A 23,994-nucleotide genomic window follows, 5' to 3' on the forward strand; every position below is an offset into this window, starting at 1 on the left:
ATGAAGCGCCGCTTCGACAAGATGCACGGTCTCGGCAACGATTTCGTGATCATCGACGCGCGTGACGAGCCGTTCGACGTCACGTCATCGCTCGCGCGGGCGATCGCCGACCGCCGCACCGGCGTCGGCTGCGACCAGCTGATCGTGCTCGAGCCAAGCGACGCCGCCGACCTCCGGATGCGTATCTGGAACAGCGACGGCGGCGAGGTCGAAAGCTGCGGCAATGCGACGCGCTGCGTGGTGCAACTGACAGGCGCACGGCGGATCGATAGCGACGGCGGCCTGCTCGAGGGCGAGGACTTCGGCACCGAAATCGAGGTCAGCATCCGCGAGCCGCGCTTCGGCTGGGACGAAATACCCCTCGCTTACCCGATGGACACGGCCGCGCTGCCGATGGCCTGGGACGGGCTCGAACATCCGATGGCGCTCAACGTCGGCAATCCTCACCTGGTTTTCTTCGTGCCGGATGCGCGAGCGGTGCCCCTGGACGTCTTGGGCCCGCGCATCGAAAACGACCCCGCGTTCCCCGACCGCATCAATGTCAATGTCACGACCTATGTTCACGATCGCCTGAAACTGCGCACTTTCGAGCGCGGCGCCGGCGAGACTTTGGCCTGCGGCACGGGGGCTTGCGCTAGCGCCGTCGCAGCGATCGTGACCAAGCGCGCAGAATCGCCGGTGCGCGTCGAGATGGCCGGCGGCAGCCTGACGGTCAGCTGGGCGCCTGGCGAGCCGATCCGGATGCGCGGATCGGCGACACATGTGTTCAGCGGCGAGCTCGATTTGGACGCGCTGCAATGAGCGTCGAGACGGTCACGCTCGGCTGCCGGCTCAACTTCGCCGAAAGCGCGACGATCGCGCGCACGGCACCCAACGGCGAGGACTGGATCGTCGTCAACAGCTGCGCGGTCACCAACGAGGCCGTGCGCCAGACGCGGCAGGCGATCCGCCGCGCGCACCGGCAGCGGCCCAGTGCGAAGATCCTCGTCACCGGCTGCGCCGCCGAGCTCGAGCCGGCGTCTTTCGTAACCATGCCGGGCGTGTCGCGGGTCGTCGGGAATGCGCGCAAGCTGAGTAGCATGGCGGCAAATGACGTCATGGCGCCAGCGGGGCTGCTCGCTAACGTCAAGAGCTTTGTCGCTGTGCAGACCGGCTGCGATCACCGCTGCACCTTCTGCTCGATCTGGCAGGCGCGAGGGCCGAGCCTGTCGCTGCCGTTCGAGGCCATCCGCGATGCCGTCGCGCGCGAGCTCGACCGCGGCGCGAAGGAAATCGTGCTGACCGGCGTCGACATCACCGATTATTCCGGAGGCCTGGGAAACCTTTGCCAGCACCTGCTCGCGGCCGAGCCGCGCCTGAAACGGCTGCGCCTGTCGTCGCTCGACAGCATCGAGATCGACGACCTCCTGTTCGAGCTGATCGCGGGCGAGCCGCGGCTGATGCCGCACTTCCATTTGTCGCTCCAAGCCGGCGACGACATGATCCTCAAGCGCATGAGGCGCCGCCACAGTCGCGCCGACGCGGTGCGCACGGTTGAGCGGATCAAGGGTGCGCGTGGCGATGCGACGATCGGCGCCGACCTCATCGCCGGGTTTCCGACCGAAACGGACGCGATGGCGCTCAACAGCCTGAGACTGCTCGAAGATTGCGATGTCATCGCAGCTCACATCTTCCCCTTCTCGCCGCGCCCGAACACTCCCGCGAGCCGCATGCCCCAGCTTTCCGGTGAGATCGTGAAGGCGCGCGCGGCTCGTTTGCGAATCGCCGCCGCTGACCGACGCGGCCGCTGGCTCGAAAGCATGATCGGCACCGTGCAGCCGTTGCTGGTCGAAGGACCCGACAAGGGCCACACCGACAATTTCGCGCCGGTAGCAATCGCCGGAGCTCGCCGCGGCCAAACCGGCAGGGCGCTCATCACCGGCTGCGACGGCGACTATTTGACCGCGGTCTGGGCATGAGTTGGCTCGACCGCCTGCGTGGCGGGTTCCAGAAAACCGCCGAGCGTGTTGCCGACAACCTCACTGGCCTGACCAGCCGCGCCGCGCTCGACACCGCGACCCTCGACGACATCGAAGAAGCGCTCATCGCCTCCGACCTCGGTCCGGAAGCGTCGCATCGCATCCGCGACGCGATCGCCGCCCAGAAGTTCGAGCGGCTGGACGAACGCGGCCTCCGAACGATCCTCGCCGAGGAGATCGAGAAGATCCTCACTCCCGTCGCCAAGCCGCTGCAAGTCTGGGGCTTTCCGCGTCCGCACGTGATCCTGGTGATCGGCGTCAACGGCTCGGGCAAGACGACCACCATCGGCAAGCTCGGTCATTGGCTGAAGGAACAGGATTATGGCGTCCTGCTCGCCGCCGGCGACACCTTCCGTGCGGCGGCGATCGAGCAGCTGCAGATCTGGGGCGAGCGCGTCGGCGCCCCGGTGATCGCCGGCAAGGAAGGCGGCGACGCGGCGGGGATCGTGTTCGACGGCGTCCGCCAGGCGACAGCGACCGGCGAGGACGTGCTGATCGTCGACACCGCCGGGCGGCTGCAGAACAAGCAACATCTGATGGACGAGCTATCGAAGATCCGCCGCGTGCTCGGCCGCCTCAACCCCGAGGCGCCGCACGACATCCTGCTCGTGCTCGACGCCACCACCGGGCAGAACGCCCTTGCTCAAGTCGAAGTGTTCCGCGAGACCGCCGGCGTGACCGGCCTCATCATGACCAAGCTCGACGGCACGGCCCGCGGCGGCATCCTCGTCGCCGCGGCGGAGAAGTTCGGGCTGCCGATCCATGCCATCGGAGTCGGCGAGACCGCCGACGACCTGCGTCCGTTCGACCCGCGGGCTGTCGCACGCGCAATTGCCGGGCTCCCACCCGAATGAGCGGGAAAGCCGAGCCCCAGGGCGGTGCCAGGCTCCTGATCGACCTTGGGCCGCTGCTGATCTTCTTCCTGGCGAATTTCTTCGCGCCGGTCCCCTCGATCCTCAAGATCTTCGTAGCGACGGGCGCGTTCATGATCGCGATGGTCGCCGCGATGCTGTTCTCGGCGATCCGCTATCACCGCATCTCGCCCCTCCTGTGGTTCTCGGGGGTGATGGTCGTCGTCCTCGGCGGCCTCACCATTTGGCTCCACAACGAGAGCTTCATCAAGATGAAGCCGACGGTCTATTACGCGCTGGTGTCGGGCCTACTGTTTTTCGGACTGGCGACCGACCGGCCGCTGCTCCAGCGTGTCCTCGGCAGTACTTATCCGGGCCTCGACGAGACTGGCTGGACCAAGCTTACGCGCAACTGGGCCGCCTTTTTTGCTTTCATGGCGGTCCTCAATGAGCTGGTCTGGCGCAACAGCTCGACCAATTTCTGGATCGGCTTCAAGCTATGGGGCGCGATCCCGCTTACCTTCCTTTTCGCCGCCGCCAACATCCCGATGCTGCTGCGCCACGGGCTGATGAAGGACGATGCGATGCCGGCTGAGCCGGGGCCGGTGGAATGAGCGATTCCGTCCTCTCGATCCGCGGCCTGCGCAAGGAATATGGGACCGGCGTCCAGGCGCTGAAAAGCGTCGACCTCGACATCCGCCGCGGGGAGATTTTCGCGCTGCTGGGCCCGAATGGCGCCGGCAAGACGACGTTGATCAATATCGTCTGCGGCATCGTCACGGCCACCTCCGGCGAGGTGCTGGTCAACGGCCGGAACTGGCAGTCGGATTACCGCCACGCGCGCAGCCGCATCGGCCTCGTCCCGCAGGAGCTCACCACCGAGGCGTTCGAGCCGGTGTGGAACACGGTCAGCTTCTCGCGCGGCCTCTACGGCAAGCCGCGTAACGACGCCTTCACCGAGGACCTGCTGAAACGCCTGTCGCTGTGGGACAAGCGCAAGACCATCATGATGCATCTGTCGGGCGGCATGAAGCGCCGGGTGATGATCGCCAAGGCACTCTCCCACGAGCCCGAGATCCTGTTCCTCGACGAGCCCACCGCTGGCGTCGACGTCGAGCTCCGGCGAGATATGTGGGAACTGGTCAGGAAACTTCGCGCCGACGGGACCACGATCATCCTCACCACCCACTATATCGAGGAAGCCGAGGAGATGGCCGATCGGGTCGGGGTGATCAGCCGCGGCGAGCTGATCGCCGTCGACGACAAGCAGGCGCTGATGGCCAGGATGGGCAAGAAAACGCTCGACATCGTCCTGACCGAGCCGATCGCCGCGATCCCGCCGAAGCTTTCCGAATGGACCGTCCGGCTCGAAGATGACGGCCACGTCCTCTGCTACGAGTTCGACAGCCATGCCGAGCGGACCGGAATCGCCTCGCTGATGCGGCGGCTCGGTGAGCTCGGCATTGCCTACAAGGACTTATCGACCCACCAATCGAGCCTCGAGGATATTTTCGTCGAGCTGGTCCACCAACCGAGGGCAGAGGGAGGCGGCGCGGCATGAACGGCCACGGCATCGCCTCCATTTACCGCTTCGAGATGGCGCGCTGGAAACGCACGCTGTGGCAGAGCCTCATCACGCCGGTGATCACCACCGCGCTCTATTTCGTCGTGTTCGGGTCGGCGCTCGGCAGCCGGATGACCTCGATGGATGGAGTCAGCTTCGGCGCTTTCATCGTGCCGGGCCTGACGCTTCTCAGCGTGTTCATGCAATCGATCTTCAACGCCAGCTTCGGCATTTATTTTCCGAAGTTTACGGGCACGATCTACGAACTGCTCTCAGCGCCGATCTCGAGCTTCGAGGCTGTCCTCGCCTATGTCGGCGCGGCCGTCACCAAGTCGGTGATCCTTGCGCTGGTGACGCTTGCCACCGCGACCCTGTTCGTGCCGGTCCATGTCGACCATCCGCTGGCGATGATCCTGTTCCTGGTCGGCATTGCCACCGGATTCTGTCTGTTCGGTTTCGCTATCGGCGTCTGGGCGCAGAATTTCGAGCAGCTGCAGATCATCCCGATGCTGGTGATCACCCCGCTGACCTTTCTCGGCGGGGCCTTTTACTCGGTCAAAACCCTTCACGAGCCGTTCCGCACGGCCACTTTGTTCAACCCGATCGTCCACGTGATCAGCGGATTCCGCTGGAGCTTTTACTCGGTCGCCGACGTGCCCGTCTGGTCCAGCGCCGCCGTCACCCTGGCGATCATCGCCCTCTGCATGACGGTGATCGCCTGGATGTTCAGGACGGGGTATCGGTTGAAACAGTAATAGCTAGGACGTCAGTTCGGGCGACCGGGCCCGTTCGCCCTGGTTTGCGCGCTCGAAGCCTTGGCCGTCGAGGTTCCCGGCAACGAAATCCCAATTGACGATGTTCGACAACACACTCGAGGCGAAACGCGGCCGCTCGTTGCGGTAGTCGATGTAATAGGCGTGTTCCCACACATCGAGCGTGAACAATGGGACCATCCCGTCGTGGACGAACGGCGTGTCGGCATCGTGCAGCGAAGTGACCCGCAAGCTGCCGCGGTCCAGCACCAGCCATGCCCACCCGTTGGAGAAATGATTGACCGCTTCCTCCTGCAGCTTGTCGAGCAGCGCCTGGGGATTGCCGAACGCGTCCTCGATCAGCTTCGCGAGCTTGCCCTCGGGCTGCTGGCCCTGGGCCGGTGCAAGGCATTGCCAGAAGAAGCTGTGGTTCCACAGCTGCGCGCTGTTGTTGAACAGCTTCGCATTGCCCGATTCCTTGGCCTTCCGCACCACCTGCAGCAACGACGCGCCACTCAGGCCTTGCTCGCCGTCGATCAGCTCGTTCGTCTTGGTGACATAGGCCTTGTGGTGCTTGCCGTGGTGGAACTCGAGCGTTTCGGCCGACATGACCGGCGCGAGCGCGTCCTTGGCATAAGGCAGTTCGGGAAGCTGGAAGGGCATCGGGGCAACTCCTTCGATGCCGGGGGACGATACCCCGGCGCGTGAGCCCCCGCCCGCTCAAGGCGAGATGCTTGCGCGCGGCCGATTTTCAACCCATGAAACGACCACGCAACGATCTTTTGCGGTGAAGCGCGGCCGGGACGCCGCCGGAAGTCGAAGGGGGGAGCCAATGGGCAAGTTCTTTGAGAATCTTGGGCTGGTGCTGGTGGTCGGTGTGGTGCTCGCCGTGCTGATCGCCGTCTTCCCGGACTCGGGCTACCGCCCGCCCACCGGCGACCTTCTCAACGGCATCCTGCAATGGGTCCACGTCTTCTTCGGGATCACCTGGATCGGCCTGCTCTATTATTTCAACTTCGTGCAGATTCCGACCATGCCCAAGGTCCCGGCCGAGCTGAAGCCGGGGGTCAGCAAATATATCGCGCCGAGCGCGCTCTTCTACTTCCGCTGGGGCGCCGCTTTCACCGTGCTCACCGGGCTGCTTCTCGCATGGTCCTACGGCGAACTGCGCGAGGCGATGGAGCTTCAGCCATCGGCTCGGCTGATCGGCATCGGCATGTGGCTGGCGCTGATCATGGCCTTCAACGTGTGGTTCGTGATCTGGCCCAACCAGAAGAAGGCGTTGGGGATCGTCGCGGCCGACGACGCGGCCAAGGCAAAGGCTGCGCGGACTGCGATGATCTTCTCGCGGACCAACACCTTGCTGTCGATCCCGATGCTGCTGGCGATGACCAACGCCCACTAGCCGCGCAGGCTAGCGCGCGCCTGGGTCTGCCGTCAGCCTAGCGCTGCTGGACGCGATAGTTGGCCAAATACTCGCTCGGCATCGACCAGCGCGGCTCGAGCTCGTGCGCGCGCTTAAGGTCGGCATAGGCCGAGCTGAACTCGCCCATCTGCTCGTAAGCGACGCCGCGGGCAAAGATCGCCAGCGCCTGGCGGCGCGCACCGCGGTCGATCCCGCTTTGAAGCAGTGGCAAAGCGGAGCGGCCCTCGCCCCTGCGCAGACGCAGGAAGCCCTTGTTCAGCCAGGCGTCGGGAAGACTCTGGTCGAGGCGGAGCGCGGCATCGAAGTCCGCGTCGGCGAAAACATCCCGCCCGCGGACCATCTGCAGGATGCCGCGATTGACGAATGTCGCGGCGAGGTCGCGGGTCGCGAGCGGCTCTTCCCGCAACGCCCTCGTGCAGCTGTCGAGACCTACGTCGCTGGTATCCGCGGCAAGCGCGGCCTCATAACAATTGTGGGAGAGCGGTCCGCCGACGGAAAAGACGGCGCCGCCAGCCGCAGTGAGCGGGACCATGATCAAAGCAATGCCCGCGGCCACAGTCAAAGTTCTCATTCGAACCTCCTTGGCAAGCGGCGCGGCTTATACCCTCTTCGACCAATTCTTTCACCCCCGTTTCGACTAACGGATGGCTAGGACGCATCCTGCAGCTTGTGCCGCTTGAGCGCGTGCCGAAGCTGGTCGTAGCTGAGGTTGAGCGCGGCGGCGGTCGCGCGCTGGTTGAAGCGGTTGCGGTGCAGCGCGTCCTCGAGGAGCTGGCGCTCATATTCGGCGACGGCGGCGCGGAAGTCTGCGGTGGAAGCCGGCGCCGTCGCGGGCGGGACCTCCGTCCCCTCGTTCGCGGATGCAGGTGAGAAGATCGCCGGCGTCGCCTCGCCCCTCGCCGCCGGTGCCCACGGCGAATGGAACGGATCGAACTGGATCTCGTCGATCGGCCGCTCAGGGTTCTCATGGCGGTATACCGCGCGCTCAACCACGTTGCGCAGCTCGCGCACGTTCCCGGGCCAGTGGTAGGCCTCGAGGGCGCCGATCGCGCGCGCGGTAAAACCCGGCCAATTGGACCAGTCCAGCTCAACCGCCATCCGTCGTCCGAAATGCTCGGCGAGCAGGGGCACGTCGTCTTGGCGGGCGCGCAGCGGCGGCAAAGTGATGACTTCGAACGACAGGCGGTCGAGCAAGTCGGCGCGGAACTTCCCCTTGTCGACCTGATCGGGCAAATTCTCGTTCGTCGCCGCGACGATGCGGACATCCACGTTGATCGGCCTGGACGCGCCGATGCGCGTGATCTCGCCATATTCCGTCGCCCGCAGCAACCGGTCCTGCGCGGGCATCGACAAGGTGCCGAGCTCGTCGAGGAAGAGCGTTCCCCCGTCGGCCTCCTCGAAGCGTCCGTGGCGCGTCTTGGCCGCGCCGGTGAAGCTTCCCGCCTCGTGACCGAATAGCTCCGCCTCGATCAGATTTTCGGGCAGCGCCGCGCAGTTCATGATAATCAAGGGCCCGGCCCAGCGCGAAGACAAATGGTGGAGACGTTCGGCGATCAGCTCCTTGCCCGTGCCCCGCTCGCCGATGACCAGCACCGGCCGGTTGAGCGGCGCGGCGCGGCTCGCCCGCTCGACCGCGTCGAGGAACGCAAGGCTTTGGCCGATGAACTGGTCCGCCCGCTCCATCTTTCCTTCGATCAAGAATCTGACCGACTGTTGGTGGCAAATCCCACCAATTAGCAAGGATTTTCAGGGCTTTTTCCGGTCAGAAAGCAAGGATTTCCCGTAACTCTCTGATTTCCTCGAAATTGGCACGGTGCTTGTATGAGATTGGACAGGTACAGGGCCCTGATTGATCGAATACGAGGTAGCTGAATGAGTATCTTTTCCCGAACACGGGATATCTTTGCCGCCAACATCACCGAGATGCTCGACCGCTCGGAAGACCCGGCCAAGATGATCCGGATGGTCATTCTCGAGATGGAGGAGACTTTGGTCGACGTGCGCGCTTCGGCGGCGCGCTGCATCGCCGACGGCAAGGAAATGCGCCGAGCCCTCTCCCGCCTCGACGAGCTTCAGCGGAACTGGACCGAGAAGGCCGAGCTGGCGTTGTCGAAAGAGCGTGAGGACCTCGCCAAGGCGGCGCTCATCGAGCGCCAGAAGGCCGCCGACATGGGCGAGGGCCTGCGCGAGGAGATCAAGGTCATCGACGACACGCTCAAGGCGTACGAGGTCGACATCGCCAAGCTCCAGGGCAAGCTGCGCGAAGCGCGCGCCCGCCAGAACGCGATCGCCGCCCGGTTCGAGAGCGCGGTTACCCGCGGACGCGCCCGCGAAATCATGAACGGCAGCCGCACCGAGGATGCCTTCAGCCGCTTCGAAGTGCTTGAACGGCGCGCCGACTTCGCCGAGGGCCGCGCCGACGCGCTCGGAATGACCGGGCCGAAGAGCCTCGAGGAAGAAATTGCCGAACTGAAGGCCGCGGAGTCGGTCGATGCGGAGCTCGAAGCCATGAAGGCGTCGCTCAAAGCCAGGGGGAAGTAAGAGAATATGGATGACGTATTGGGGTACCTGGTTGGCGCGATCGCCATCATCGTTTGTTGCTTCGGCCTCCCCTGGTTGATCTTCCACTACATCACCAAGTGGAAGACCGCGGCGACGCTCACGTCCGGCGACGAGAAGCTTCTCGACGAACTGCACGACGCAGCGCGCCGCCTCGACGACCGCCTGTGCACCATCGAGCGGATCATGACCGCGGAAAATCCCGACTGGCGCCAGCAGTGCCTGCCCGGCCGCGACGATCGCCAGCGCCTCCTGGCGGAGGGCGAGTAAGATGGCTTCCGACCGCTATTCTCGGCCGGAGGAACGCTCGAACCGGCCGATCGAGCGCTCAAACCAGCCGCACTACGTCAGCGAACCCGACTATTATTCGGGGCAACCCGCGAGCCGCACCCGCTTCTATCGCGACAAGCGCAACGGCAAGATCTTCGGCGTCTGCGCCGGGATCGCGGATTACACTGGCTTCGATGTCAGCCTGGTCCGCATCTGCTTCCTCGCCGCCATGTTCATGAGCGGCGGCGGCGTTCTGCCCTTCTATTTCATCGCCGCCATGGTCACGCCGACCAAGCCGGTGTCGCTTGAGCGTGGGGACAGGGAAGAGAAGCAGTTCTGGCAGGGTGTGCGCGCGTCGCCGACACGCGCGGCGCGCGATATCCGTTCGCGCTTCAAGGACATCGACCGGCGACTGGCGGACATCGAAAGCTACGTCACGACCGAGAACCGCTCGCTCGCCCGCGAGATCGACGCGCTGGCCCTCGACAAGGGAGGTAAGGCATGATTGGTCCCGGCGAAGTGATGATTGCGCTGATCATTATCGGCTTGCCGGTGCTGATGCTGATGTTGATCGCCAATCGCTACTTCCGGCTTCGTGAAAAGAGGCTGGAGGTCGAGGCGGGCATGGCGGCCGAGAAGGCAGCGCAATATGCGTCACGCACCCACGAACTCGAGGATCGCGTCCGCGTGCTCGAACAGATAGTCACCGATGGCGGCGCGCAGACTGCCGCCCAGATCGAGGCCTTGCGCGAAGCGCCGAAGCGACTGAGCCGGAAGCGCGTGCCTGCACGCGACGCCATCGCTTGATCTGAAGCGGCTGGAACACGAAACCTATTCGCGACAAGGGCAAATCCGAACATGAACAATATCGCAAGCTGGATCTGGGTGCTGATTCCACTCGCCGCGATCGCAATCGCCCCGTTCAAGATGTGGATGCGGATCAAGGAAAAGCAGATCGAGGCGCAGACCAGCCTAGCCGCGGAGAAGAGCGCTCAATACGCTCAGCACATGGAGCGGTTCGAGGCGCGGCTGCGGGTGGTCGAACAGATCGTCACCGATAGCGGCGCGCAGACGGCGCAGCAGATCGAAGCGCTGCGCGAGCAGGCGCGGATTCCGGTTGGAGACAAAGCTCAATGAACCCCTTCGAGTTCGTCCTCGCGGTCCTCATCCTGGTGTTCGCTTTCACGATTATCAGGCACAAGTTGGGCATTCCCGCGCGATCGATGCGCGAAATGCGCGGCGACGCACCGATGAACGACGCGGAGAACGACCGCCTCCGGCACCAGGTGCAGCAGCTTCAGGATCGAATCCGGGTGCTTGAGCGCATCGTCACCGACCGGGGTGTCGAAACGGCGGCTCAAATCGAGGCACTGCGTGACCGGGACGCATTGGAAGACGGAGACAAGGTACGATGAACCACGGGGAATTTACGGCGGTCATGATCGTCGCGATCGTCATGTTCGCATCGATCATCCGGGCCAAATATGGTTATGGCCGACACCGTCGCCGCGACGGCGGTGAAATTCCGCCGTCGGACCAGGGGGAGACTCTGCGCCTGCGAGACGAAGTGAAAGAGCTCAAGGAGCGCCTCAAGGTGCTCGAGCGGATCACCGTCGAGAAAGAGAATAGCCTGGCGAAGGAAATCGAGTCGCTCCGCGACCGCTAGCGATGTAGGCGCGTCGGATGGCCGGGCTCCCCACTCTCGCCGACGTCCTCGAGGAATATCAGCTGGTCGATGCCGAGGACCGCTACCGGCTGCTGATCGACCTCGGCCGCCAGCTGGAGCCGATGCCCGACGCGCTCAAGACCGATGCGACCAAAGTTCGCGGCTGCTCCGCTTCGGTGTGGGTCTACCCGACCGTCAGCGACGGCCGCCTCCACTTCCTCGCCGACAGCAACGCGGCGATTACCAAAGGCGTCGTCGCGCTGGTTTTGAGCGCGGTGCAGGACAAGCCTGCTTCGGAAGTCGCCCAGACAGACGTTGCAGCCTCACTCGCGCCGTTCGAGCTCTCCAAATATCTTAGCGCCAATCGCACGCAGGGCGTTCCCAACATGATCGCGCTCGTGAAGCAGACCGCCGAGCGCTTCGCGTCGGCCGCCTAGGCGATTTGCTCTAGCCCGGCGCTTTTTCCGCTAGCCCCGCGCTCCAACTGCAATACAACGGGGAGATCGGCAGTCTCCGGCGTGAGGGGTTAGTAGATGGAGAATGATTCGATACGCGCGAGCGGAGCCAGCACGCTCGTCGATATCTGGGTCAACGGCAAGCTTCGGGCAATCTGCGTCGAGAAGGAAGCGATCGCGTCCGTTGTCGGGTTCGACGCGGCGGCGCGAATGTCCGAAGACGACCGATGCGAGTTCGTCAGGACGCACCTGCCGCTTGTCGTAACCGCCGTGAAATCGCGGCTCGGGAAAGCCGACGGTGACCCCGATTCAATTGTCGTCGATGCCGGGCAACTCGGCGATTCGGGCAGCTCGAAAGGCGATCGGCGAAAGGCAGACCGCCGAACGACCGATCGCCGGAAGGTCAATCGGCCGAAGGAGAAACTTCCTCTCGGCGAACGCCGCCGCGGCGACCGGCGCAAACGAGAACGACGGCGGCCTCCGAGCGCCTAAGCTGCCGTGCCGTTCTTTCGTTCTTCCGCTTTCTTCAGGACGTCATAAGCCGCCTGGACCTGCTTGAAGCGCTTGGCGGCCTCCTGGTCGCCGGAATTGGCATCGGGGTGGGTTTGCTTGACCAGCCGCCGGTGCGCCGCCTTGACCGCCTTGAAGTCAGCGTCGCTATCGAGCTCGAGTGCGTCGAGCGCACGCATCTCGTCGCGGCTGCGACTGCCATCGCCCGGCCCTGCCCATTTCCACTGCGCGGCCTTGCGGAAGCCCTTCGCGCTCATTTCCTCTTCAGCCTCGCGGCGCGCGGCTTCTTCGGGACTCAATCCAGCGAAATAATTCCAGTTCCTGTTGTACTCGGCAGCATGCGCCTCGCAGAAATACCAGCGCTCGCTGCTGTGGGGGGCCTTCGGCGCCGGCCGGTCGCCGACATTGCTGCAGCCGACGCGATCGCACAGCCGCACCTTGGCCGCCGAGCGTCCCTTGTCGCCGTAGGAGCGCCAGCGCGGGAATCCCCAGTCGTCCGATCTCTTGTGTCGAGCCATAGCTTCCTGCGGTTTACGGCGTGAATGCCCGGATTGCGAGCAGCCCAAACATGAAAAATGCCAGAGGGCCTGTAAGCCGGGTTCTGTCCATCGCGCTTCTTCAAGCGTGACTGTGCGGCCATTCCTCTAGGGGACGGGTTGCCCCGCCCCTCCAGCAACCAACCCGGGCGGCGAGCCGGAACCATGCCCCAGAGCCGAAGCCCTTTGCCGCCCCTATTCGGTCTTGCACCCGGTGGGGTTTGCCGTGCCGGCCCTGTCGCCAGGGCCGCGGTGCGCTCTTGCCGCACCCTTTCGTCCTTACCCGTCCGAAGGCGGGCGGTATGCTTTCTGTGGCACTTTCCCTGACCCTCACTTGCGTGGAGGCCGCCGGGCGTTACCCGGCACCGTAAGTTCCGTGGAGCCCGGACTTTCCTCGCCGGAGACAGGTCTCCGCCGCGGCCGCCCGGCCCTCTGGCGACGGGGGATATAGGGGATCAGCCGTGCCGTTGCGAGTCGGGCTTGTAATGTCTGCTTTGGGTGGAAAGCTGACGCTCGGGATTGGCGCAGCACACTCCACTCAAACCGTTCGGCTCCGAAGCCAGATGTTGCAACGGCATGAGTTGCTTCGACGCCAGATGAGACTAGCCTTGCGTCCGCCGGTCTCGGTTAGCCGAGTGGCTCGGGGCCATTGCCGCCAGGGCGGCCAGGCGATGGGAAAAAGAGGGGATCTTGGAATGATCAAGTCAGTCATGGCGGTTTTGTCAGGCGTGTCGATGCTAACTCTGGCGGCCTGCCAGCAGAGCGGCAGCACGACCAACGAGACAACGAATGCAACGACGACGACGACGAGAGCAAGCTCAACTGACGGCACCATCGACGGCACCTGGAAAGGTGACGTCAGCAGTGTGAAGTTCGAACAGAAGCCTGACGAATACCTGCTTCAGAATGGCAGGTTCGACTGCAAGTCATGCATCCCTCCGGTGTCGATCGCGGCCGATGGCGCTTATCAGCCAGTGACGAATCACGCTTACTACGACGAGGAGTCGATCAAGGTCGTTGACGACAAAACGGTTCAGCAGTCGACCAAACTGAAGGGTCGTGAGACGGGCCACGCCACAATGGCGGTTTCTCCCGATGGCAAGACGTTGACGATCAACTGGACCGACACGTCGGTCGCCAACGCGAAGGCCAACACGGGTTCTTTCGTGGAGAATCGTGTCGCCAGCGGCCCGGCGAGATCGCACGCGCTGTCAGGGTCATGGACGCCGGCCAAAATCGCTGCGGTTAATCAGGAAGCGATCACGCTGAATCTGAAGACCGATGCCGACATGTTGCACATGAGCTCTCCGACGGGCGTCAGCTACGATGCCAAACTCGACGGAAGTCCAACGCCGATCAAGGGCGATCCTGCGGGCGCAACTGCTTCGGTGAAAAAGCTTTCCGACAACAGTTATCAGGAGACTGACAGTGCGGGTGGAAAGGTCGTCAACGTGACAACGTTCACGCTTAGCTCGGACGGCAAGCTGATCCTCGTGTCGGTGGATCCGCGTAACGGTTCAAAAACGACCTGGACCGCTAACCGGTCATAATTGGGGAAGGGCGAGGCGCGTGCGCCTCGCCCCAAATTCAACCTTTCTGACGCGAACTTTGTGACCTTTGGGAACAGCTGCAGTCGCTGAGCAGGAGTGAGCTTGCATTCGGCAGACGGACATTACTGCGGCCGCGGCAGCAACAACGCGAGCAGCTTGGCCCGGCATTCGCCGTCGATGATGCCGTCGATCAGGTCGGGGCGGAAGCGGCGCTGGAAGGCGATCACGGCCTTCTGGGGGTCGGTCACGTCATAGCCGAACCGCTCCAGCGCGAGCAGGAACCCGGCGTCCGTCCAATAGGGGTCGATCAGGTCGCGTGTCGGGCTTGGAAGCGCAAGCCGGCGCTTGGCCAGCGCATGCCACGGGAACAGCTCGCCGGGATCGTCCTTGCGCGCCGGCGCGACATCCGAATGGCCGACGACATTACCGCGCCCGATGCCGTGCCGCTCCTTGATGTCCGCGACCAGCGGGATGAGCGAGGCGATCTGCTCGTCCGGGAACGGCCGGTAGCCGAATTCGTGGCCGGGATTGACGATCTCGATGCCGACGCTCGCCGAATTGACGTCGGTCATTCCGCGCCAGCGCGATTTGCCCGCGTGCCACGCGCGCTTCGATTCGTCGACCAGACGGTAGATCGTCCCGTCCTCGTCGATCAGATAATGGCAGGAGACCTTCGCTTCGGGCGACGTCAGCCGGTCGAGCGCGCCGGCGGCATCAGGCATTCCGGTATAATGAAGGACGATCATCGAGACAGGCAGCTGCCGCTCGTCGAAATTGGGTGAAGGCCGCTCGATCAGATCCAGATCCACGTGCGCAATGGCGCACAGCTACGGGAGTTGGGTCAAGCCCCCCGTGACGGCGCGGCGGTCGATGCCCGCGCGCTTATCGACCCCGCCGCCTTCGCCGATCAGCCGGTACAGACCGCGTGCATTGACGTCGGCGCCGAGCTTTCGGGTCTGGCCGATCACCGTCTCGCCGGCACCGAGCATCAGCCACCCGTCCTGCGCCATCGCCCCGGCGATCCGCTCGAAGGCGAAGGCCTTTTTCTCGGGGCTGAGATAGAGCAGCACGTTGCGGCACAGGACGATGTCGAAATCGCCCGGGTGAGGCGCCGGCTCGAGCAGGTTGTGGACTTGGAAGCGGACCGGCTTGCGCAGCGCCTCGACCGCACGCCACCCGTCGGCGACTTCCTCGAACCATTTGATCATCTGGTTGATGCCGAGGCCGCGCTGGATCTCGAACTGGGTGAAGACCCCGCTGCGCGCTCGCTCGACGCACGATGTCGACACGTCGCTGCCGAGGATGTCGATGGTCCAGCCGCGCCATTGCTCGGGCGCCTCGGCGAACAGCATCGCCAGCGAATAAACCTCTTGGCCGGTCGAGCAGCCGGCCGACCAGATGCGCAGCCGCTTGGACTTCTCACGCCGCTGTGCAAGCTCCGGCAGCGCGTGCCGCTCGAGCACGTCGAACGGGCCGCGGTCGCGGAAGAAATAGGTTTCGTTGTTGAGCAACGCCTCAACCACCTGTTGCGACAAGCTTGGCTCCTTACCCATAACCAGGATCGTAATCAGTTCGTCGAGCGTTGCGATGCCCCGCTCGCGCAGCAGCGAGGCGAGCGCGGTTTCGATTCGCCAGCGGCGGCTCATCGTCAGTTGCTGGCCGGTGCGGGCCTCGAGCAGGCCGGCGAGGATGCGGCTGGAACTGTCGCTCAATTGCACGCCGGCGGCTCCTCGATGCGAGAAGCGATCCGCCGGGCAATCTTGTCGGGCGGCAAGATGGCGCAGGCGAGCCCGGCCTCCAATACCGCGCGCGGCATTCCCCAGACCGCGCAGCTTGCTTCGTCCTGCGCGAGGATCGAGCCGCCGCATCCAACCAGCCGCGAAGCGCCTTCGACCCCATCACGGCCCATCCCGGTGAGGACGACGCCAAGCGCGCCCGCGCCGAAGATCGCGCCGACCGACCCCAACATCGGGTCGAGCGAGGGCATGCAGCCGCTCGTGCTGCGCCCGTGGGTGAGCCGAACGGACGGGCCATTGGGTCCGGGCTCGACCGTCAGATGCGCATCGCCCGGCGCAACCAGGATGACATCGGGCTCCAGCTTCATACCGTCCTCGGCGATGACTGCCGGACGCCGGGCAACGGCGCCCAGCTGGCGCGCGAACACGCCCATGAACAGGGCCGGGAGATGCTGGGTGACGAGGATCGGAACGCCGATCTGGGCGGGCAGCGCGTGGAACAGCGCGCCGAGCGCATGGATGCCGCCGGTCGACGCGCCGATCGCCAAAACGTCGATCGGGTCGGTCGGCATCGCGCGCAACGGTCCCGCCGAGCCGCTCCTCGCGGGTGGCCCCGGACGGGCCTCGACCGAAGCGTAGCCAAGTGCTCTGAGCTTCCCCAGCAGGATTTCGGAGAACTTGCCGTTGAACCGCCCCGTGCCCGGCTTGGGCAGCGTGTCCGCGGCACCTAGCGCCAGTGCGGCGACGGTCTGCTCGGCACCGTCCTCGGCGACCGACGAGACGATCATCACCTTGGCACCGGCGGCCGCGGCGATGATCCGCGGGATCGACTTCAAGCCGCCCGCGCCCGGCATCTCGAGGTCGAGCACCACGATGTCGACGCGGCATTGGCCAAGCGCCTCGATCGCGTCCTCGGCGCTGCCGGCGACGGCGGTGATTTCAAATACGGGGTCGGATTCGACCATCCGCGACAGCACCGCGCGGGCGACGGTCGAATCGTCGACGATCATCAGCCGGATTCTGCGGCGTGTGCTGCGGTGCTCCGGAAGGCGGTCCCGCGATCTGGCGAGCGCCCGCTCCATCGGCCGGGCGCTCAGGCGACGCCGACGAGCTGAAGCTTGATGTGGAGCGTTTCGCGGTCGAAGGGCTTCATAACATATTCGTCCGCGCCCGCTTCGAGGGCCGCACGGATATGCGCCATGTCGTTCTCGGTGGTGCAGAAAACGACCTTGGGCTGGTCGCCGTGGCCGCGCTGCCGGAGCAAACGCAGAAAATCCATGCCGCTCATCACCGGCATGTTCCAGTCGAGCAGGACGACGTCCGGCATCTTGGCTTCGCAGCGAGTCAGCGCTTCCTGACCGTCGCCGGCTTCCTCAACCTCGAACTCGAGCGTCTCGAGAATGTGCCGCGCGACCTTGCGGATCACCTTGGAGTCATCGACGATCAAACAGCTCTTCATGTGCTCGGCTTCCCGGTTCCCAATCCTCAAACCACTAAACGTTAAGGGTAACGAAGAGCTTAAGCTCCGCTACGCCGCCGCCTTCGCCTCGGCGCCCGCGATCAGCGCCGCGACATTGACGAGCAGCAACGGCCCTTGTTCGGTCTCGACCATTCCGTCGGATACGCGCTCCCATCCCGGCCCCATCGCCGCGCGGACCGGCAGCGGATCGGAGCCCGCCTCAAGCACATCTTCTACGAGGTCGACGATCAGTGCATAATGGTGCCCGTCCAGCTCCACTACGGCGGCCTCGCGGATGCCGTCGGAGCAGTCGGTGTCGCCAAGTTCGAGCGAACGCATGCAATCGATGACCGTCAGCACGCGGCTGCGCAGCGCCGACAGCCCGGCGACGTGCGGGGCGGCGCGCGGCACCGGGATCAACGTGTCCAGCTCGACCACCGACTCGACGGCTGCGGCGGGGAGCGCGACGCGCTCGCCGGCGATGGTGACGACCAGCAACAGCTCGTTCACTTGCCCCTCCCCGCGGTGTTCCTCATTTTCAGCGTCCCGCTCCGGCACTCTTCAGGGCCATCAGCAGGCCCGCGCGGTCGTAGCGATAGATGCTGAAATCCTTCTTGCTCGCGGCCTCGGGCTCGCTGCGAAGCCAGATCGTCTTGTGACTGGCGTCTTCGGGCAATTCCTCGCCAAGGCACGCGATCACAACGTCGGCCTTCTCGTTTTCGGCGTCGTCGACGACGCGATAACCGGCGGCCTCGACCAGCGGGCGGAGCATGTTCTGCATCCACGGGTCCCAATCCGGAATGAGGCAGACCAGCTCCTCCTTCGTCGGAGCGGCAGCGGCCGCATGGTTGGCGAACAGCCAATGGGCGTCGACCAGCTCGGCAGGCTCATTGTTGATCAGCGACACGCCGCTGATTTCGCCCGGCCGGTCTGCGTGGATGACGTCATGTTCGATCGACGCGAAGTCGATGACCTCGGCGAACGCGTAACCGATTTCGTGCGCCCCGTCATTGAGTCGGAACAGGCGCACACGCTGGTCGCCCAATTCGCTCGCAGTGGCGCCGGCGAGCGGCAGGATCGTCTCGCCCAGCTGCACGCGAAGCTGGCCCGCGGCCTCTCCGACGGCGGAGGCGGGCACTTCCTCGATACGGTCGACCACGGCCAGCCGAAGCGCGCGGCGGCCGCCGTCCAGGCCACGGAACAAGAGCACCGGGGTGGCTTTCGAAACCATCGCAGCCGGTCCTTCCGCGATCCGCGCGGTCCGCTCCTGCACCTCCAGCTTCACACCACCCACGGCGGCAATACCGGCCGGGTCGAACAACAGGATCGGGCTGCCGTCGTCGGCAAGCGTCGTTCCGGCATAAAGGCCGGTCGCCATGACCGCCGGCGCAGCCGGCTTCACCACCAGCTCCTCATGGTCGTGAATGCGGTCGACCGAAAGCGCATAGACATCGCCGCCGGCGGGCCGGAGGACGACGAGGGTGCGATCCCGCTCGTCGACCTGGCTATCGATGCCCAGCACCGCTGCCAGGCTGATTTCGGGCACGCGGCGGCCGCGAATGGTGGCCACGCCGGCGCCGCCGAGATGCTCGAGCACGACACTCTCGCCATTCGAGCGCACAATCTCCTCGATGGCCGAGCGGGGGATGGCGAAATGCTGGCCGGCGATGGACACCGTGAGCGCTGGGATGATGGTCAGGGTGAGCGGCACGCGCAGGGTCATGCGCGTGCCTTCGCCAGGCCTGCTGTCGACCTCGACGATGCCGCCGATCCGCTCGACGTTCGAGCGGACAACGTCCATGCCGACCCCGCGGCCGGAGATCGCGGTGACCTCCTTCGCCGTCGACAGTCCGGCCTCGAAGATCAGCGCAAGCTGGTCGCGCGGGCTGAGCTGCGCCGCGTCCTCCTTGCTGAGGGCCCCGTTGCTGACGGCCTTCTCGACGAGCTTCTTGCCGTCGATGCCGCGCCCGTCGTCGTGGATGTCGATCAGGATCTGGTTGCCCGACTGGCGCGCGCATACGGCGAGGACGCCGATCTCGCGCTTCCCGGTCTTCAGCCGTTCGGCCGGCTTCTCGATGCCATGATCGACCGCGTTGCGGATAATATGCGTCAAGGGATCGCGGATCATCTCGATCATTTCGCGATCGAGTTCGACGTCGCCGCCCTCGACATCGACCAGAACCTGCTTGCCAAGCTCGGCCGAGAGGTCGCGGACCATCCGCGGCAGGCCGACGAAGAGATTCTCGATCCGCTGCATGCGCGTGCGGGTGATCGCGTCGCGCATCTCGGCGATGATCGAGGACAGGCGTTCGAACGCGCCGTCGACCGGCACGTCGTTGGCCGATTCGCGCAGCCGACGGGCGAGCTCGTTTCGCGCGAGGACCATGTCGGACACGGTGCTCATCACACGGTCGAGCAGCTCAACCGACAAGCGGATTGTGCGTGGCGCTGCCGACGCCCTGGTGCCTGCGTCAGCGGCGGCAAATACCGGCGTCGCTGCGCCTTCCGCGCCCGGCGCAAGCGCATCAATCAAATGATTATCGTCGCCGGTGGGCATGTCATCGCCGGCTTCGATGCAGGCGACCATCTCGGCGATGCGGTCGATCACCGCGAGCACCGCGCTGACCAGCGCGCCGTCCGGATGGCGGCGGCCGGCGCGGACGTCGGCCAGTGCGTCCTCGGCGGCGTGGCTCAGGGATTCGAGCCGCGGGAATTCGAAGAAGCCGCAATTGCCCTTCACCGTGTGGACAAAGCGGAAAATGCTGTCGAGCCGCGCGCGGTCGTCGGGCTGCGCCTCCCAGGCGACGATTTCCCCGCCCAGCGCTTCGAGCATTTCGCGGCATTCGGCTACGAAATCGGCAATCAGGTCGTCCATCGGCGAAATCGCCCCTTAGCGCTGGCTTCGGGTCCTTATGCCGGGCAGGAGTTAATGCCGCGTTATCCGTGAAATCGGCTCAGCTCCGGGGAAGGCGCGCGCCGATGGTCAGCGCGCCGCTGGATGCATCCGACAACTGGATCGAGCCCCCGGCGTCGGTGATGAGATTATGTGCCAGCCACGCCGCGGCGGCGCGGGGTTCGACCATGTCCACGGCGCCGTCGGCGAGCGTCTCGCGCAGGACCGGATCGAGCAGGATGCGCGGGCCCTCGGCCCGCACCGCCAGCTCGACGTCACCGCCGTTGCGCTCCGCGCCAACGTCAAGCCTGCCGCCGCGGACCAGGGCATCGCCGGCCAGCAATGCGAGGTTGAGCAGAACCTTCACTGCGCCTTTGGGCAATTTGTCGTCGCTCACAGCCCAGCCGAGCTCGATCCGCCGCTCGGGCCCGAACAGGCCTTCGACCGCCGCCTGTGCCTCATGGGTGTCGACCTCCTCGCCGAACCCACCGGCGGCGCCGAACGCAAGCCGGAAGAACTTGAGCTTGTTGGCCGAGGCCCGGGCGCTTTCGGCCAGCAGCTCGAGGCATTTCTCGCGCATTTCGGGGTCTGTCTCGTCGGCAAGCAGCTCGATGCCGTTGTTGAGCGCGCCAACCGGCGACATGAGGTCATGGCAGAGCCGGGAGCAAAGCAAACTGGCGAGATCGACGGATTTCATCGCTCCGGCTTGATGGGGCAGAGTTTAATCGGGCGCAAGTTCCGCGCTATTGAAGCCTATTCGCCGAAAACCCATATTCCCTTGCGAAGATGGGGGGAATTCAGACGATCGACGTGCGCCTGGCGCCCGCCCACGCCGGATGGCGCCTTGACCGCGCGCTCGCTGATGCGGTGCCGACATTGTCGCGCGAGCGGCTGAAAGCATTGATCCGCGGCGGCGCTGTCGAGGCCCAAGGAAGGGCCGTGCGCGACCCGGCAACGAAGGTCCGCGGCGAGGAATCGTTTCGAGTGGCGGTCCCCGAGCCAAAGCAGGCTCATAACGCGCCGCAGGACATTCCGGTCAAGGTCGTGTTTGAGGACGAGCATCTGCTGGTCGTCGACAAGCCCGCCGGCCTCGTCGTCCATCCCGCCGCGGGCAACCTCGACGGCACCTTGGTCAACGCCCTGCTCCACCATTGCCAAGGGTCGCTGTCGGGGATCGGCGGCGTCGCGCGTCCAGGAATCGTCCACCGCATCGACAAGGACACCTCCGGCCTGCTCGTCGTAGCTAAGACCGATGTCGCGCATGAGGGGCTGGCAAAGCAGTTCGCCGCCCATTCGATCGACCGCCGCTATCTCGCGATCGTCTCCGGCGTGCCGAAAGCGGCGCAGGGCACGGTGGATGCGCCACTTGCCCGCTCGTCGGCCAACCGCAAGAAGATCGCGGTGGTCGGGGCCGGCCGCGGCAGGCGGGCGGTGACGCATTGGAAACGGCTGAAAAGCCTCAGGGAAGCGGCGTTGGTCGAATGCCGGCTCGAAACCGGCCGCACCCACCAGGTCCGCGTCCACATGGCCTCGATCGGCCACCCTCTGGTCGGAGACCCCGTCTACGGTCGTTCGGGAAAGACACATGGCAAGCTACTGAAGGAGCTTGGTTTTCATCGCCAGGCCCTGCATGCGGCGGAACTCGGGTTCACCCATCCGGTAACAAAGAACGGGCTGTCGTTCTCAAGTCCCATGCCGCCGGACATGCAGGAACTGTTCAACGCACTTGGTGTATAGGTTGTAACTGGCTAGGGCGCCACGGAAGCGGGCCCGCGCAATAACGGAGAAGACGAACAACATGGCTACGCAAAAACGGATCGTCTCGCTCCCCGCGTCCGGCGGGGAGGCCGGACTCAACCGTTATCTCTCGGAGATCAAGAAATTCCCGATCCTCAGCCCGGAGGAAGAATATATGCTCGCCAAGCGCTGGCGCGAGCATGGCGACACCGAGGCCGCGGCCAAGCTGGTCAACTCGCATCTGCGGCTCGTGTCCAAGATCGCGATGGGCTACCGCGGCTACGGCCTTCCGGTCAGCGAGCTGATCAGCGAGGGCAATATCGGGCTGATGCAGGGCGTGAAGAAATTCGAGCCCGACCGCGGCTTCCGTCTCGCCACTTATGCGATGTGGTGGATCCGCGCCTCGATCCAGGAATTCATCCTGCGCTCGTGGAGCCTGGTCAAAATCGGCACCACCGCGGCGCAAAAGAAATTGTTCTTCAACCTGCGGCGGATGAAGAACCAGATCGACGCGTTCGAGGAAGGCGACCTCAAGCCGGCCGACGTGACCAAGATCGCGACCGATCTTGGCGTCACCGAGGACGAAGTCGTGTCGATGAACCGCCGCATGGCCATGGGCGGCGACACCAGCCTCAACGTTTCGCTCAAGGGCGACGAAGGCGGCGAAAGCCAGTGGCAGGACTTTCTGGTCGATTCGGGCCCGCTCCAGGACGAGCAAATCGCCGAGGATCAGGAAAGCCGCGTCCGCCATGACCTGCTGGTGACCGCGCTCGAGAGCTTGAACGACCGCGAAAAGCATATTCTGATGGAACGTCGCCTCGCGGACGAGCCGAAGACGCTCGAGGAGCTAAGCCAGGTCTATGGCGTCAGCCGCGAGCGCATCCGTCAGATCGAGGTGCGCGCGTTCGAGAAGCTCCAGGCCGCGCTGTTGCGGCTTGCGGGCGAGCAGCGGCTGCTTCCGGCGGCCTAGCCCTTCTCCTCGGCGACCTTCGGCGCGGCCTGAGTCAGCCGCTCCCCTTCCCTTTGCTCCTCAGGCCGGTCCTGGACCTGGTCGTCGGTCGCGACATTGTCGGCTGCCCAGGCGCCGCGCTCGCCCAATGGCCGCGATGAGCCGGTGGTACTGTCCATCGCCGTCTGGTGCTCGATCTCGCTGTTGAGCTCCGCCCCGACGACGAAGGCATAGGCCGACAGGTACATCCAGCTCAGCAGCGCGACGACAGCGCCCAACGAACCATAGGTCGCGCGATAGTTTGTGAAGCGGCTGACGTAGATGCCGAACGCCCAGGTGAGCAGCAGCCAGGTGATCGCTGCAAATGTCGATCCTGGCGTAATCCACTTCCATCGCGCGTCCTCGCGCGCCGGGCCGAACCGATACAGCGTGGAGGCGATCCCTGCTGCAGCGAACGTCAGCACCACATAGCCAAGCACCTTGCCCGCCAGGATCAGCGGCTTTGGCGTATTTGGAAGCAGATGCTGGAGGAAGGCGAGCGCGGCCGTCGCCGCGAGCGCGGCGAGCGCAACCACCAGCGCAATCAGCGTCATGCCGACGGCGAGGAGGTAGAAGCGCACGAGGCTGCGCTTCTCCTTCTCCTCATAGGCGATGTTGAGCGCTGTGATCACCGACGCCGCGCCGTTGGTCCCGCCATAAGTGGCGACCAGGAACGCGAGCAGAATGCCGAGACCCTTGGTTTTTTGCGATGCCCGGACCGCCGTCATCAGCTGGTCGCCGATTACGAAGGCGACGTCGGTCGGCAGTACCGCGGTGAGCGCGCGCATATGCTCGACGACGGTGAACGGGTCGGCGGCGAAACCGTAGGCGAGGACGATCAGGCCGAGCAGCGAGAGCAGCGCGAAGAAACCGTAAAAGGCCACGCCCGCGGCGACCAGGCCGACATTGTCGTCCCAGATCCTCTTGTAGGTACGGGCGACGATGTCCTTCCATGCGGGCGCCGGCATCTCGGCCGGCGATTTCGCGCGATGACCCTTTTGATCGACCATGCTTCAAATACCTC

General features: G+C 64.9%; 31 protein-coding genes and 1 other RNA gene. 19 read left to right on the forward strand and 13 right to left on the reverse strand.

From position 1 onward, the window contains the following. The 6 genes from dapF to ACJ8FR_RS12025 are packed head-to-tail and all read left to right on the forward strand — an operon-like array spanning nucleotide 1 to nucleotide 5,188. On the forward strand, nucleotides 1–801 hold the full coding sequence (gene dapF / locus ACJ8FR_RS12000) for a diaminopimelate epimerase (protein ID WP_407828872.1): 801 nt from the start codon (nucleotides 1–3) through the stop codon (nucleotides 799–801). Then, entirely contained in the window at nucleotides 798–1,958 is a 1,161-nt protein-coding gene (locus ACJ8FR_RS12005; RefSeq protein WP_407828873.1) for a MiaB/RimO family radical SAM methylthiotransferase, read from the forward strand. The genes dapF and ACJ8FR_RS12005 overlap by 4 nt, the downstream gene beginning before the upstream one ends. Beyond that, on the forward strand, nucleotides 1,955–2,872 hold the full coding sequence (gene ftsY, locus ACJ8FR_RS12010; RefSeq protein ID WP_407828874.1) for a signal recognition particle-docking protein FtsY: 918 nt from the start codon (nucleotides 1,955–1,957) through the stop codon (nucleotides 2,870–2,872). Before ACJ8FR_RS12005 ends, ftsY begins: the two co-directional genes overlap by 4 nt. Then, nucleotides 2,869–3,483, forward strand: a complete 615-nt coding sequence (locus ACJ8FR_RS12015; protein ID WP_407828875.1) for a septation protein A — start codon at nucleotides 2,869–2,871, stop codon at nucleotides 3,481–3,483. Before ftsY ends, ACJ8FR_RS12015 begins: the two co-directional genes overlap by 4 nt. Next, nucleotides 3,480–4,430, forward strand: a complete 951-nt coding sequence (locus ACJ8FR_RS12020) for an ABC transporter ATP-binding protein (RefSeq protein WP_407828876.1) — start codon at nucleotides 3,480–3,482, stop codon at nucleotides 4,428–4,430. The genes ACJ8FR_RS12015 and ACJ8FR_RS12020 overlap by 4 nt, the downstream gene beginning before the upstream one ends. After that, on the forward strand, nucleotides 4,427–5,188 hold the full coding sequence (locus ACJ8FR_RS12025; protein ID WP_407828877.1) for an ABC transporter permease: 762 nt from the start codon (nucleotides 4,427–4,429) through the stop codon (nucleotides 5,186–5,188). The genes ACJ8FR_RS12020 and ACJ8FR_RS12025 overlap by 4 nt, the downstream gene beginning before the upstream one ends. Nucleotides 5,189–5,191: 3 nt before the next feature. On the opposite strand, the gene ACJ8FR_RS12030 is transcribed toward ACJ8FR_RS12025, so the two are convergent. Beyond that, nucleotides 5,192–5,848 (reverse strand): superoxide dismutase, encoded by a 657-nt coding sequence (locus ACJ8FR_RS12030; protein ID WP_407828878.1) that lies wholly within the window; start codon nucleotides 5,846–5,848, stop codon nucleotides 5,192–5,194. 169 nt (nucleotides 5,849–6,017) lie between these two features. On the opposite strand from ACJ8FR_RS12030, the gene ACJ8FR_RS12035 reads away from it, so the two are divergent. Then, nucleotides 6,018–6,590, forward strand: a complete 573-nt coding sequence (locus ACJ8FR_RS12035) for a urate hydroxylase PuuD (protein ID WP_407828879.1) — start codon at nucleotides 6,018–6,020, stop codon at nucleotides 6,588–6,590. 37 nt (nucleotides 6,591–6,627) lie between these two features. Here the strand turns inward: ACJ8FR_RS12035 and ACJ8FR_RS12040 are convergent, their stop codons facing one another. Both ACJ8FR_RS12040 and pspF read right to left on the reverse strand, forming a co-directional pair. Next, entirely contained in the window at nucleotides 6,628–7,182 is a 555-nt protein-coding gene (locus ACJ8FR_RS12040) for a tetratricopeptide repeat protein (RefSeq protein ID WP_407828880.1), read from the reverse strand. A gap of 77 nt (nucleotides 7,183–7,259) precedes the next feature. Further along, on the reverse strand, nucleotides 7,260–8,294 hold the full coding sequence (gene pspF / locus ACJ8FR_RS12045) for a phage shock protein operon transcriptional activator (protein ID WP_407829114.1): 1,035 nt from the start codon (nucleotides 8,292–8,294) through the stop codon (nucleotides 7,260–7,262). A gap of 189 nt (nucleotides 8,295–8,483) precedes the next feature. Between pspF and pspA the strand changes: the two genes are divergently transcribed. The 9 genes from pspA to ACJ8FR_RS12090 all read left to right on the forward strand — a co-directional run bounded on the left by pspA (nucleotide 8,484) and on the right by ACJ8FR_RS12090 (nucleotide 12,053). Continuing rightward, the gene (pspA, locus tag ACJ8FR_RS12050) at nucleotides 8,484–9,152 is read left to right on the forward strand and encodes a phage shock protein PspA (protein ID WP_407828881.1); all 669 of its coding nucleotides are present in this window, start codon (nucleotides 8,484–8,486) and stop codon (nucleotides 9,150–9,152) included. Between the two features lie 6 nt (nucleotides 9,153–9,158). Further along, nucleotides 9,159–9,440 (forward strand): envelope stress response membrane protein PspB, encoded by a 282-nt coding sequence (gene pspB, locus ACJ8FR_RS12055; RefSeq protein ID WP_407828882.1) that lies wholly within the window; start codon nucleotides 9,159–9,161, stop codon nucleotides 9,438–9,440. 49 nt (nucleotides 9,441–9,489) lie between these two features. Further along, complete coding sequence (gene pspC, locus ACJ8FR_RS12060; protein WP_407829115.1) at nucleotides 9,490–9,945, forward strand: envelope stress response membrane protein PspC; 456 nt, start codon at nucleotides 9,490–9,492, stop codon at nucleotides 9,943–9,945. A gap of 17 nt (nucleotides 9,946–9,962) precedes the next feature. Beyond that, a complete protein-coding gene (locus ACJ8FR_RS12065) occupies nucleotides 9,963–10,247 on the forward strand; it encodes a hypothetical protein (RefSeq protein ID WP_407828883.1) in 285 nt (94 codons plus the stop codon). A gap of 51 nt (nucleotides 10,248–10,298) precedes the next feature. Further along, a complete protein-coding gene (locus ACJ8FR_RS12070) occupies nucleotides 10,299–10,577 on the forward strand; it encodes a hypothetical protein (protein ID WP_407828884.1) in 279 nt (92 codons plus the stop codon). Further along, on the forward strand, nucleotides 10,574–10,855 hold the full coding sequence (locus tag ACJ8FR_RS12075) for a hypothetical protein (protein ID WP_407828885.1): 282 nt from the start codon (nucleotides 10,574–10,576) through the stop codon (nucleotides 10,853–10,855). Before ACJ8FR_RS12070 ends, ACJ8FR_RS12075 begins: the two co-directional genes overlap by 4 nt. Continuing rightward, entirely contained in the window at nucleotides 10,852–11,106 is a 255-nt protein-coding gene (locus tag ACJ8FR_RS12080) for a hypothetical protein (protein WP_407828886.1), read from the forward strand. The genes ACJ8FR_RS12075 and ACJ8FR_RS12080 overlap by 4 nt, the downstream gene beginning before the upstream one ends. 17 nt (nucleotides 11,107–11,123) lie before the next feature. Beyond that, on the forward strand, nucleotides 11,124–11,543 hold the full coding sequence (locus ACJ8FR_RS12085) for a SufE family protein (RefSeq protein WP_407828887.1): 420 nt from the start codon (nucleotides 11,124–11,126) through the stop codon (nucleotides 11,541–11,543). 96 nt (nucleotides 11,544–11,639) lie between these two features. Continuing rightward, a complete protein-coding gene (locus ACJ8FR_RS12090) occupies nucleotides 11,640–12,053 on the forward strand; it encodes a hypothetical protein (protein ID WP_407828888.1) in 414 nt (137 codons plus the stop codon). Here the strand turns inward: ACJ8FR_RS12090 and ACJ8FR_RS12095 are convergent. Both ACJ8FR_RS12095 and rnpB read right to left on the reverse strand, forming a co-directional pair. After that, on the reverse strand, nucleotides 12,050–12,589 hold the full coding sequence (locus ACJ8FR_RS12095; RefSeq protein ID WP_407828889.1) for a J domain-containing protein: 540 nt from the start codon (nucleotides 12,587–12,589) through the stop codon (nucleotides 12,050–12,052). The two genes, ACJ8FR_RS12090 and ACJ8FR_RS12095, sit on opposite strands and share 4 nt — an antisense overlap. Before the next feature lie 56 nt (nucleotides 12,590–12,645). Continuing rightward, nucleotides 12,646–13,043: RNase P RNA component class A (gene rnpB, locus ACJ8FR_RS12100), an RNA gene on the reverse strand. A 259-nt stretch (nucleotides 13,044–13,302) separates the two neighbouring features. On the opposite strand from rnpB, the gene ACJ8FR_RS12105 reads away from it, so the two are divergent. Further along, nucleotides 13,303–14,157 (forward strand): hypothetical protein, encoded by an 855-nt coding sequence (locus ACJ8FR_RS12105; RefSeq protein WP_407828890.1) that lies wholly within the window; start codon nucleotides 13,303–13,305, stop codon nucleotides 14,155–14,157. A 122-nt stretch (nucleotides 14,158–14,279) separates the two neighbouring features. Here ACJ8FR_RS12105 and ACJ8FR_RS12110 read toward each other — a convergent pair whose 3' ends face one another. From ACJ8FR_RS12110 to ACJ8FR_RS12140, 7 genes are all read right to left on the reverse strand, one after another. Continuing rightward, on the reverse strand, nucleotides 14,280–14,966 hold the full coding sequence (locus tag ACJ8FR_RS12110; RefSeq protein WP_407828891.1) for an N-acetylmuramoyl-L-alanine amidase: 687 nt from the start codon (nucleotides 14,964–14,966) through the stop codon (nucleotides 14,280–14,282). Between the two features lie 18 nt (nucleotides 14,967–14,984). Beyond that, entirely contained in the window at nucleotides 14,985–15,875 is an 891-nt protein-coding gene (locus tag ACJ8FR_RS12115; RefSeq protein ID WP_407828892.1) for a CheR family methyltransferase, read from the reverse strand. Continuing rightward, complete coding sequence (gene cheB / locus ACJ8FR_RS12120; RefSeq protein ID WP_407828893.1) at nucleotides 15,866–16,903, reverse strand: chemotaxis-specific protein-glutamate methyltransferase CheB; 1,038 nt, start codon at nucleotides 16,901–16,903, stop codon at nucleotides 15,866–15,868. Before cheB ends, ACJ8FR_RS12115 begins: the two co-directional genes overlap by 10 nt. Before the next feature lie 83 nt (nucleotides 16,904–16,986). Continuing rightward, nucleotides 16,987–17,352, reverse strand: a complete 366-nt coding sequence (locus tag ACJ8FR_RS12125) for a response regulator (protein ID WP_407828894.1) — start codon at nucleotides 17,350–17,352, stop codon at nucleotides 16,987–16,989. Between the two features lie 69 nt (nucleotides 17,353–17,421). After that, entirely contained in the window at nucleotides 17,422–17,862 is a 441-nt protein-coding gene (locus tag ACJ8FR_RS12130; RefSeq protein ID WP_407828895.1) for a chemotaxis protein CheW, read from the reverse strand. 28 nt (nucleotides 17,863–17,890) lie between these two features. Next, on the reverse strand, nucleotides 17,891–20,227 hold the full coding sequence (locus ACJ8FR_RS12135; RefSeq protein ID WP_407828896.1) for a chemotaxis protein CheA: 2,337 nt from the start codon (nucleotides 20,225–20,227) through the stop codon (nucleotides 17,891–17,893). 79 nt (nucleotides 20,228–20,306) lie between these two features. Further along, nucleotides 20,307–20,942 carry a histidine phosphotransferase family protein gene (locus ACJ8FR_RS12140; RefSeq protein ID WP_407828897.1) on the reverse strand — a complete coding sequence of 212 codons (636 nt, stop codon included), beginning with the start codon at nucleotides 20,940–20,942 and terminating at the stop codon, nucleotides 20,307–20,309. 89 nt (nucleotides 20,943–21,031) lie between these two features. On the opposite strand from ACJ8FR_RS12140, the gene ACJ8FR_RS12145 reads away from it, so the two are divergent. Continuing rightward, nucleotides 21,032–21,982 carry an RluA family pseudouridine synthase gene (locus ACJ8FR_RS12145; RefSeq protein WP_407828898.1) on the forward strand — a complete coding sequence of 317 codons (951 nt, stop codon included), beginning with the start codon at nucleotides 21,032–21,034 and terminating at the stop codon, nucleotides 21,980–21,982. Between the two features lie 61 nt (nucleotides 21,983–22,043). Continuing rightward, nucleotides 22,044–22,952, forward strand: a complete 909-nt coding sequence (rpoH, locus tag ACJ8FR_RS12150; RefSeq protein ID WP_407828899.1) for an RNA polymerase sigma factor RpoH — start codon at nucleotides 22,044–22,046, stop codon at nucleotides 22,950–22,952. Here the strand turns inward: rpoH and ACJ8FR_RS12155 are convergent. After that, nucleotides 22,949–23,980 carry a YihY/virulence factor BrkB family protein gene (locus ACJ8FR_RS12155; RefSeq protein WP_407828900.1) on the reverse strand — a complete coding sequence of 344 codons (1,032 nt, stop codon included), beginning with the start codon at nucleotides 23,978–23,980 and terminating at the stop codon, nucleotides 22,949–22,951. The two genes, rpoH and ACJ8FR_RS12155, sit on opposite strands and share 4 nt — an antisense overlap. Between the last annotated feature and the right edge of the window lie 14 nt (nucleotides 23,981–23,994).

The organism is Sphingomonas sp., assembly GCF_045810705.1.
Taxonomy (GTDB): Bacteria; Pseudomonadota; Alphaproteobacteria; order Sphingomonadales; family Sphingomonadaceae; genus Sphingomicrobium.

Bases quoted from the DNA above. Each gene is read 5' to 3' on its own strand.
- ACJ8FR_RS12075 (WP_407828885.1), top strand. From the start codon at position 10,574: ATGAACCCCTTCGAGTTCGTCCTCGCGGTCCTCATCCTGGTGTTCGCT.
- ACJ8FR_RS12015 (WP_407828875.1), top strand. From the start codon at position 2,869: ATGAGCGGGAAAGCCGAGCCCCAGGGCGGTGCCAGGCTCCTGATCGAC.
- ACJ8FR_RS12125 (WP_407828894.1), bottom strand. From the start codon at position 17,352: ATGAAGAGCTGTTTGATCGTCGATGACTCCAAGGTGATCCGCAAGGTC.
- ACJ8FR_RS12090 (WP_407828888.1), top strand. From the start codon at position 11,640: ATGGAGAATGATTCGATACGCGCGAGCGGAGCCAGCACGCTCGTCGAT.
- ACJ8FR_RS12105 (WP_407828890.1), top strand. From the start codon at position 13,303: ATGATCAAGTCAGTCATGGCGGTTTTGTCAGGCGTGTCGATGCTAACT.
- ACJ8FR_RS12070 (WP_407828884.1), top strand. From the start codon at position 10,299: ATGAACAATATCGCAAGCTGGATCTGGGTGCTGATTCCACTCGCCGCG.
- ACJ8FR_RS12085 (WP_407828887.1), top strand. From the start codon at position 11,124: ATGGCCGGGCTCCCCACTCTCGCCGACGTCCTCGAGGAATATCAGCTG.
- ACJ8FR_RS12135 (WP_407828896.1), bottom strand. From the start codon at position 20,227: ATGGACGACCTGATTGCCGATTTCGTAGCCGAATGCCGCGAAATGCTC.
- ACJ8FR_RS12025 (WP_407828877.1), top strand. From the start codon at position 4,427: ATGAACGGCCACGGCATCGCCTCCATTTACCGCTTCGAGATGGCGCGC.
- ACJ8FR_RS12005 (WP_407828873.1), top strand. From the start codon at position 798: ATGAGCGTCGAGACGGTCACGCTCGGCTGCCGGCTCAACTTCGCCGAA.
- rpoH (WP_407828899.1), top strand. From the start codon at position 22,044: ATGGCTACGCAAAAACGGATCGTCTCGCTCCCCGCGTCCGGCGGGGAG.
- ACJ8FR_RS12040 (WP_407828880.1), bottom strand. From the start codon at position 7,182: ATGAGAACTTTGACTGTGGCCGCGGGCATTGCTTTGATCATGGTCCCG.
- ACJ8FR_RS12035 (WP_407828879.1), top strand. From the start codon at position 6,018: ATGGGCAAGTTCTTTGAGAATCTTGGGCTGGTGCTGGTGGTCGGTGTG.
- pspA (WP_407828881.1), top strand. From the start codon at position 8,484: ATGAGTATCTTTTCCCGAACACGGGATATCTTTGCCGCCAACATCACC.
- ACJ8FR_RS12020 (WP_407828876.1), top strand. From the start codon at position 3,480: ATGAGCGATTCCGTCCTCTCGATCCGCGGCCTGCGCAAGGAATATGGG.
- ACJ8FR_RS12080 (WP_407828886.1), top strand. From the start codon at position 10,852: ATGAACCACGGGGAATTTACGGCGGTCATGATCGTCGCGATCGTCATG.
- pspF (WP_407829114.1), bottom strand. From the start codon at position 8,294: ATGGAGCGGGCGGACCAGTTCATCGGCCAAAGCCTTGCGTTCCTCGAC.
- ACJ8FR_RS12030 (WP_407828878.1), bottom strand. From the start codon at position 5,848: ATGCCCTTCCAGCTTCCCGAACTGCCTTATGCCAAGGACGCGCTCGCG.
- cheB (WP_407828893.1), bottom strand. From the start codon at position 16,903: ATGATCGTCGACGATTCGACCGTCGCCCGCGCGGTGCTGTCGCGGATG.
- ACJ8FR_RS12095 (WP_407828889.1), bottom strand. From the start codon at position 12,589: ATGGCTCGACACAAGAGATCGGACGACTGGGGATTCCCGCGCTGGCGC.
- ACJ8FR_RS12155 (WP_407828900.1), bottom strand. From the start codon at position 23,980: ATGGTCGATCAAAAGGGTCATCGCGCGAAATCGCCGGCCGAGATGCCG.
- pspB (WP_407828882.1), top strand. From the start codon at position 9,159: ATGGATGACGTATTGGGGTACCTGGTTGGCGCGATCGCCATCATCGTT.
- ftsY (WP_407828874.1), top strand. From the start codon at position 1,955: ATGAGTTGGCTCGACCGCCTGCGTGGCGGGTTCCAGAAAACCGCCGAG.
- dapF (WP_407828872.1), top strand. From the start codon at position 1: ATGAAGCGCCGCTTCGACAAGATGCACGGTCTCGGCAACGATTTCGTG.
- ACJ8FR_RS12140 (WP_407828897.1), bottom strand. From the start codon at position 20,942: ATGAAATCCGTCGATCTCGCCAGTTTGCTTTGCTCCCGGCTCTGCCAT.
- ACJ8FR_RS12145 (WP_407828898.1), top strand. From the start codon at position 21,032: ATGGGGGGAATTCAGACGATCGACGTGCGCCTGGCGCCCGCCCACGCC.
- ACJ8FR_RS12065 (WP_407828883.1), top strand. From the start codon at position 9,963: ATGATTGCGCTGATCATTATCGGCTTGCCGGTGCTGATGCTGATGTTG.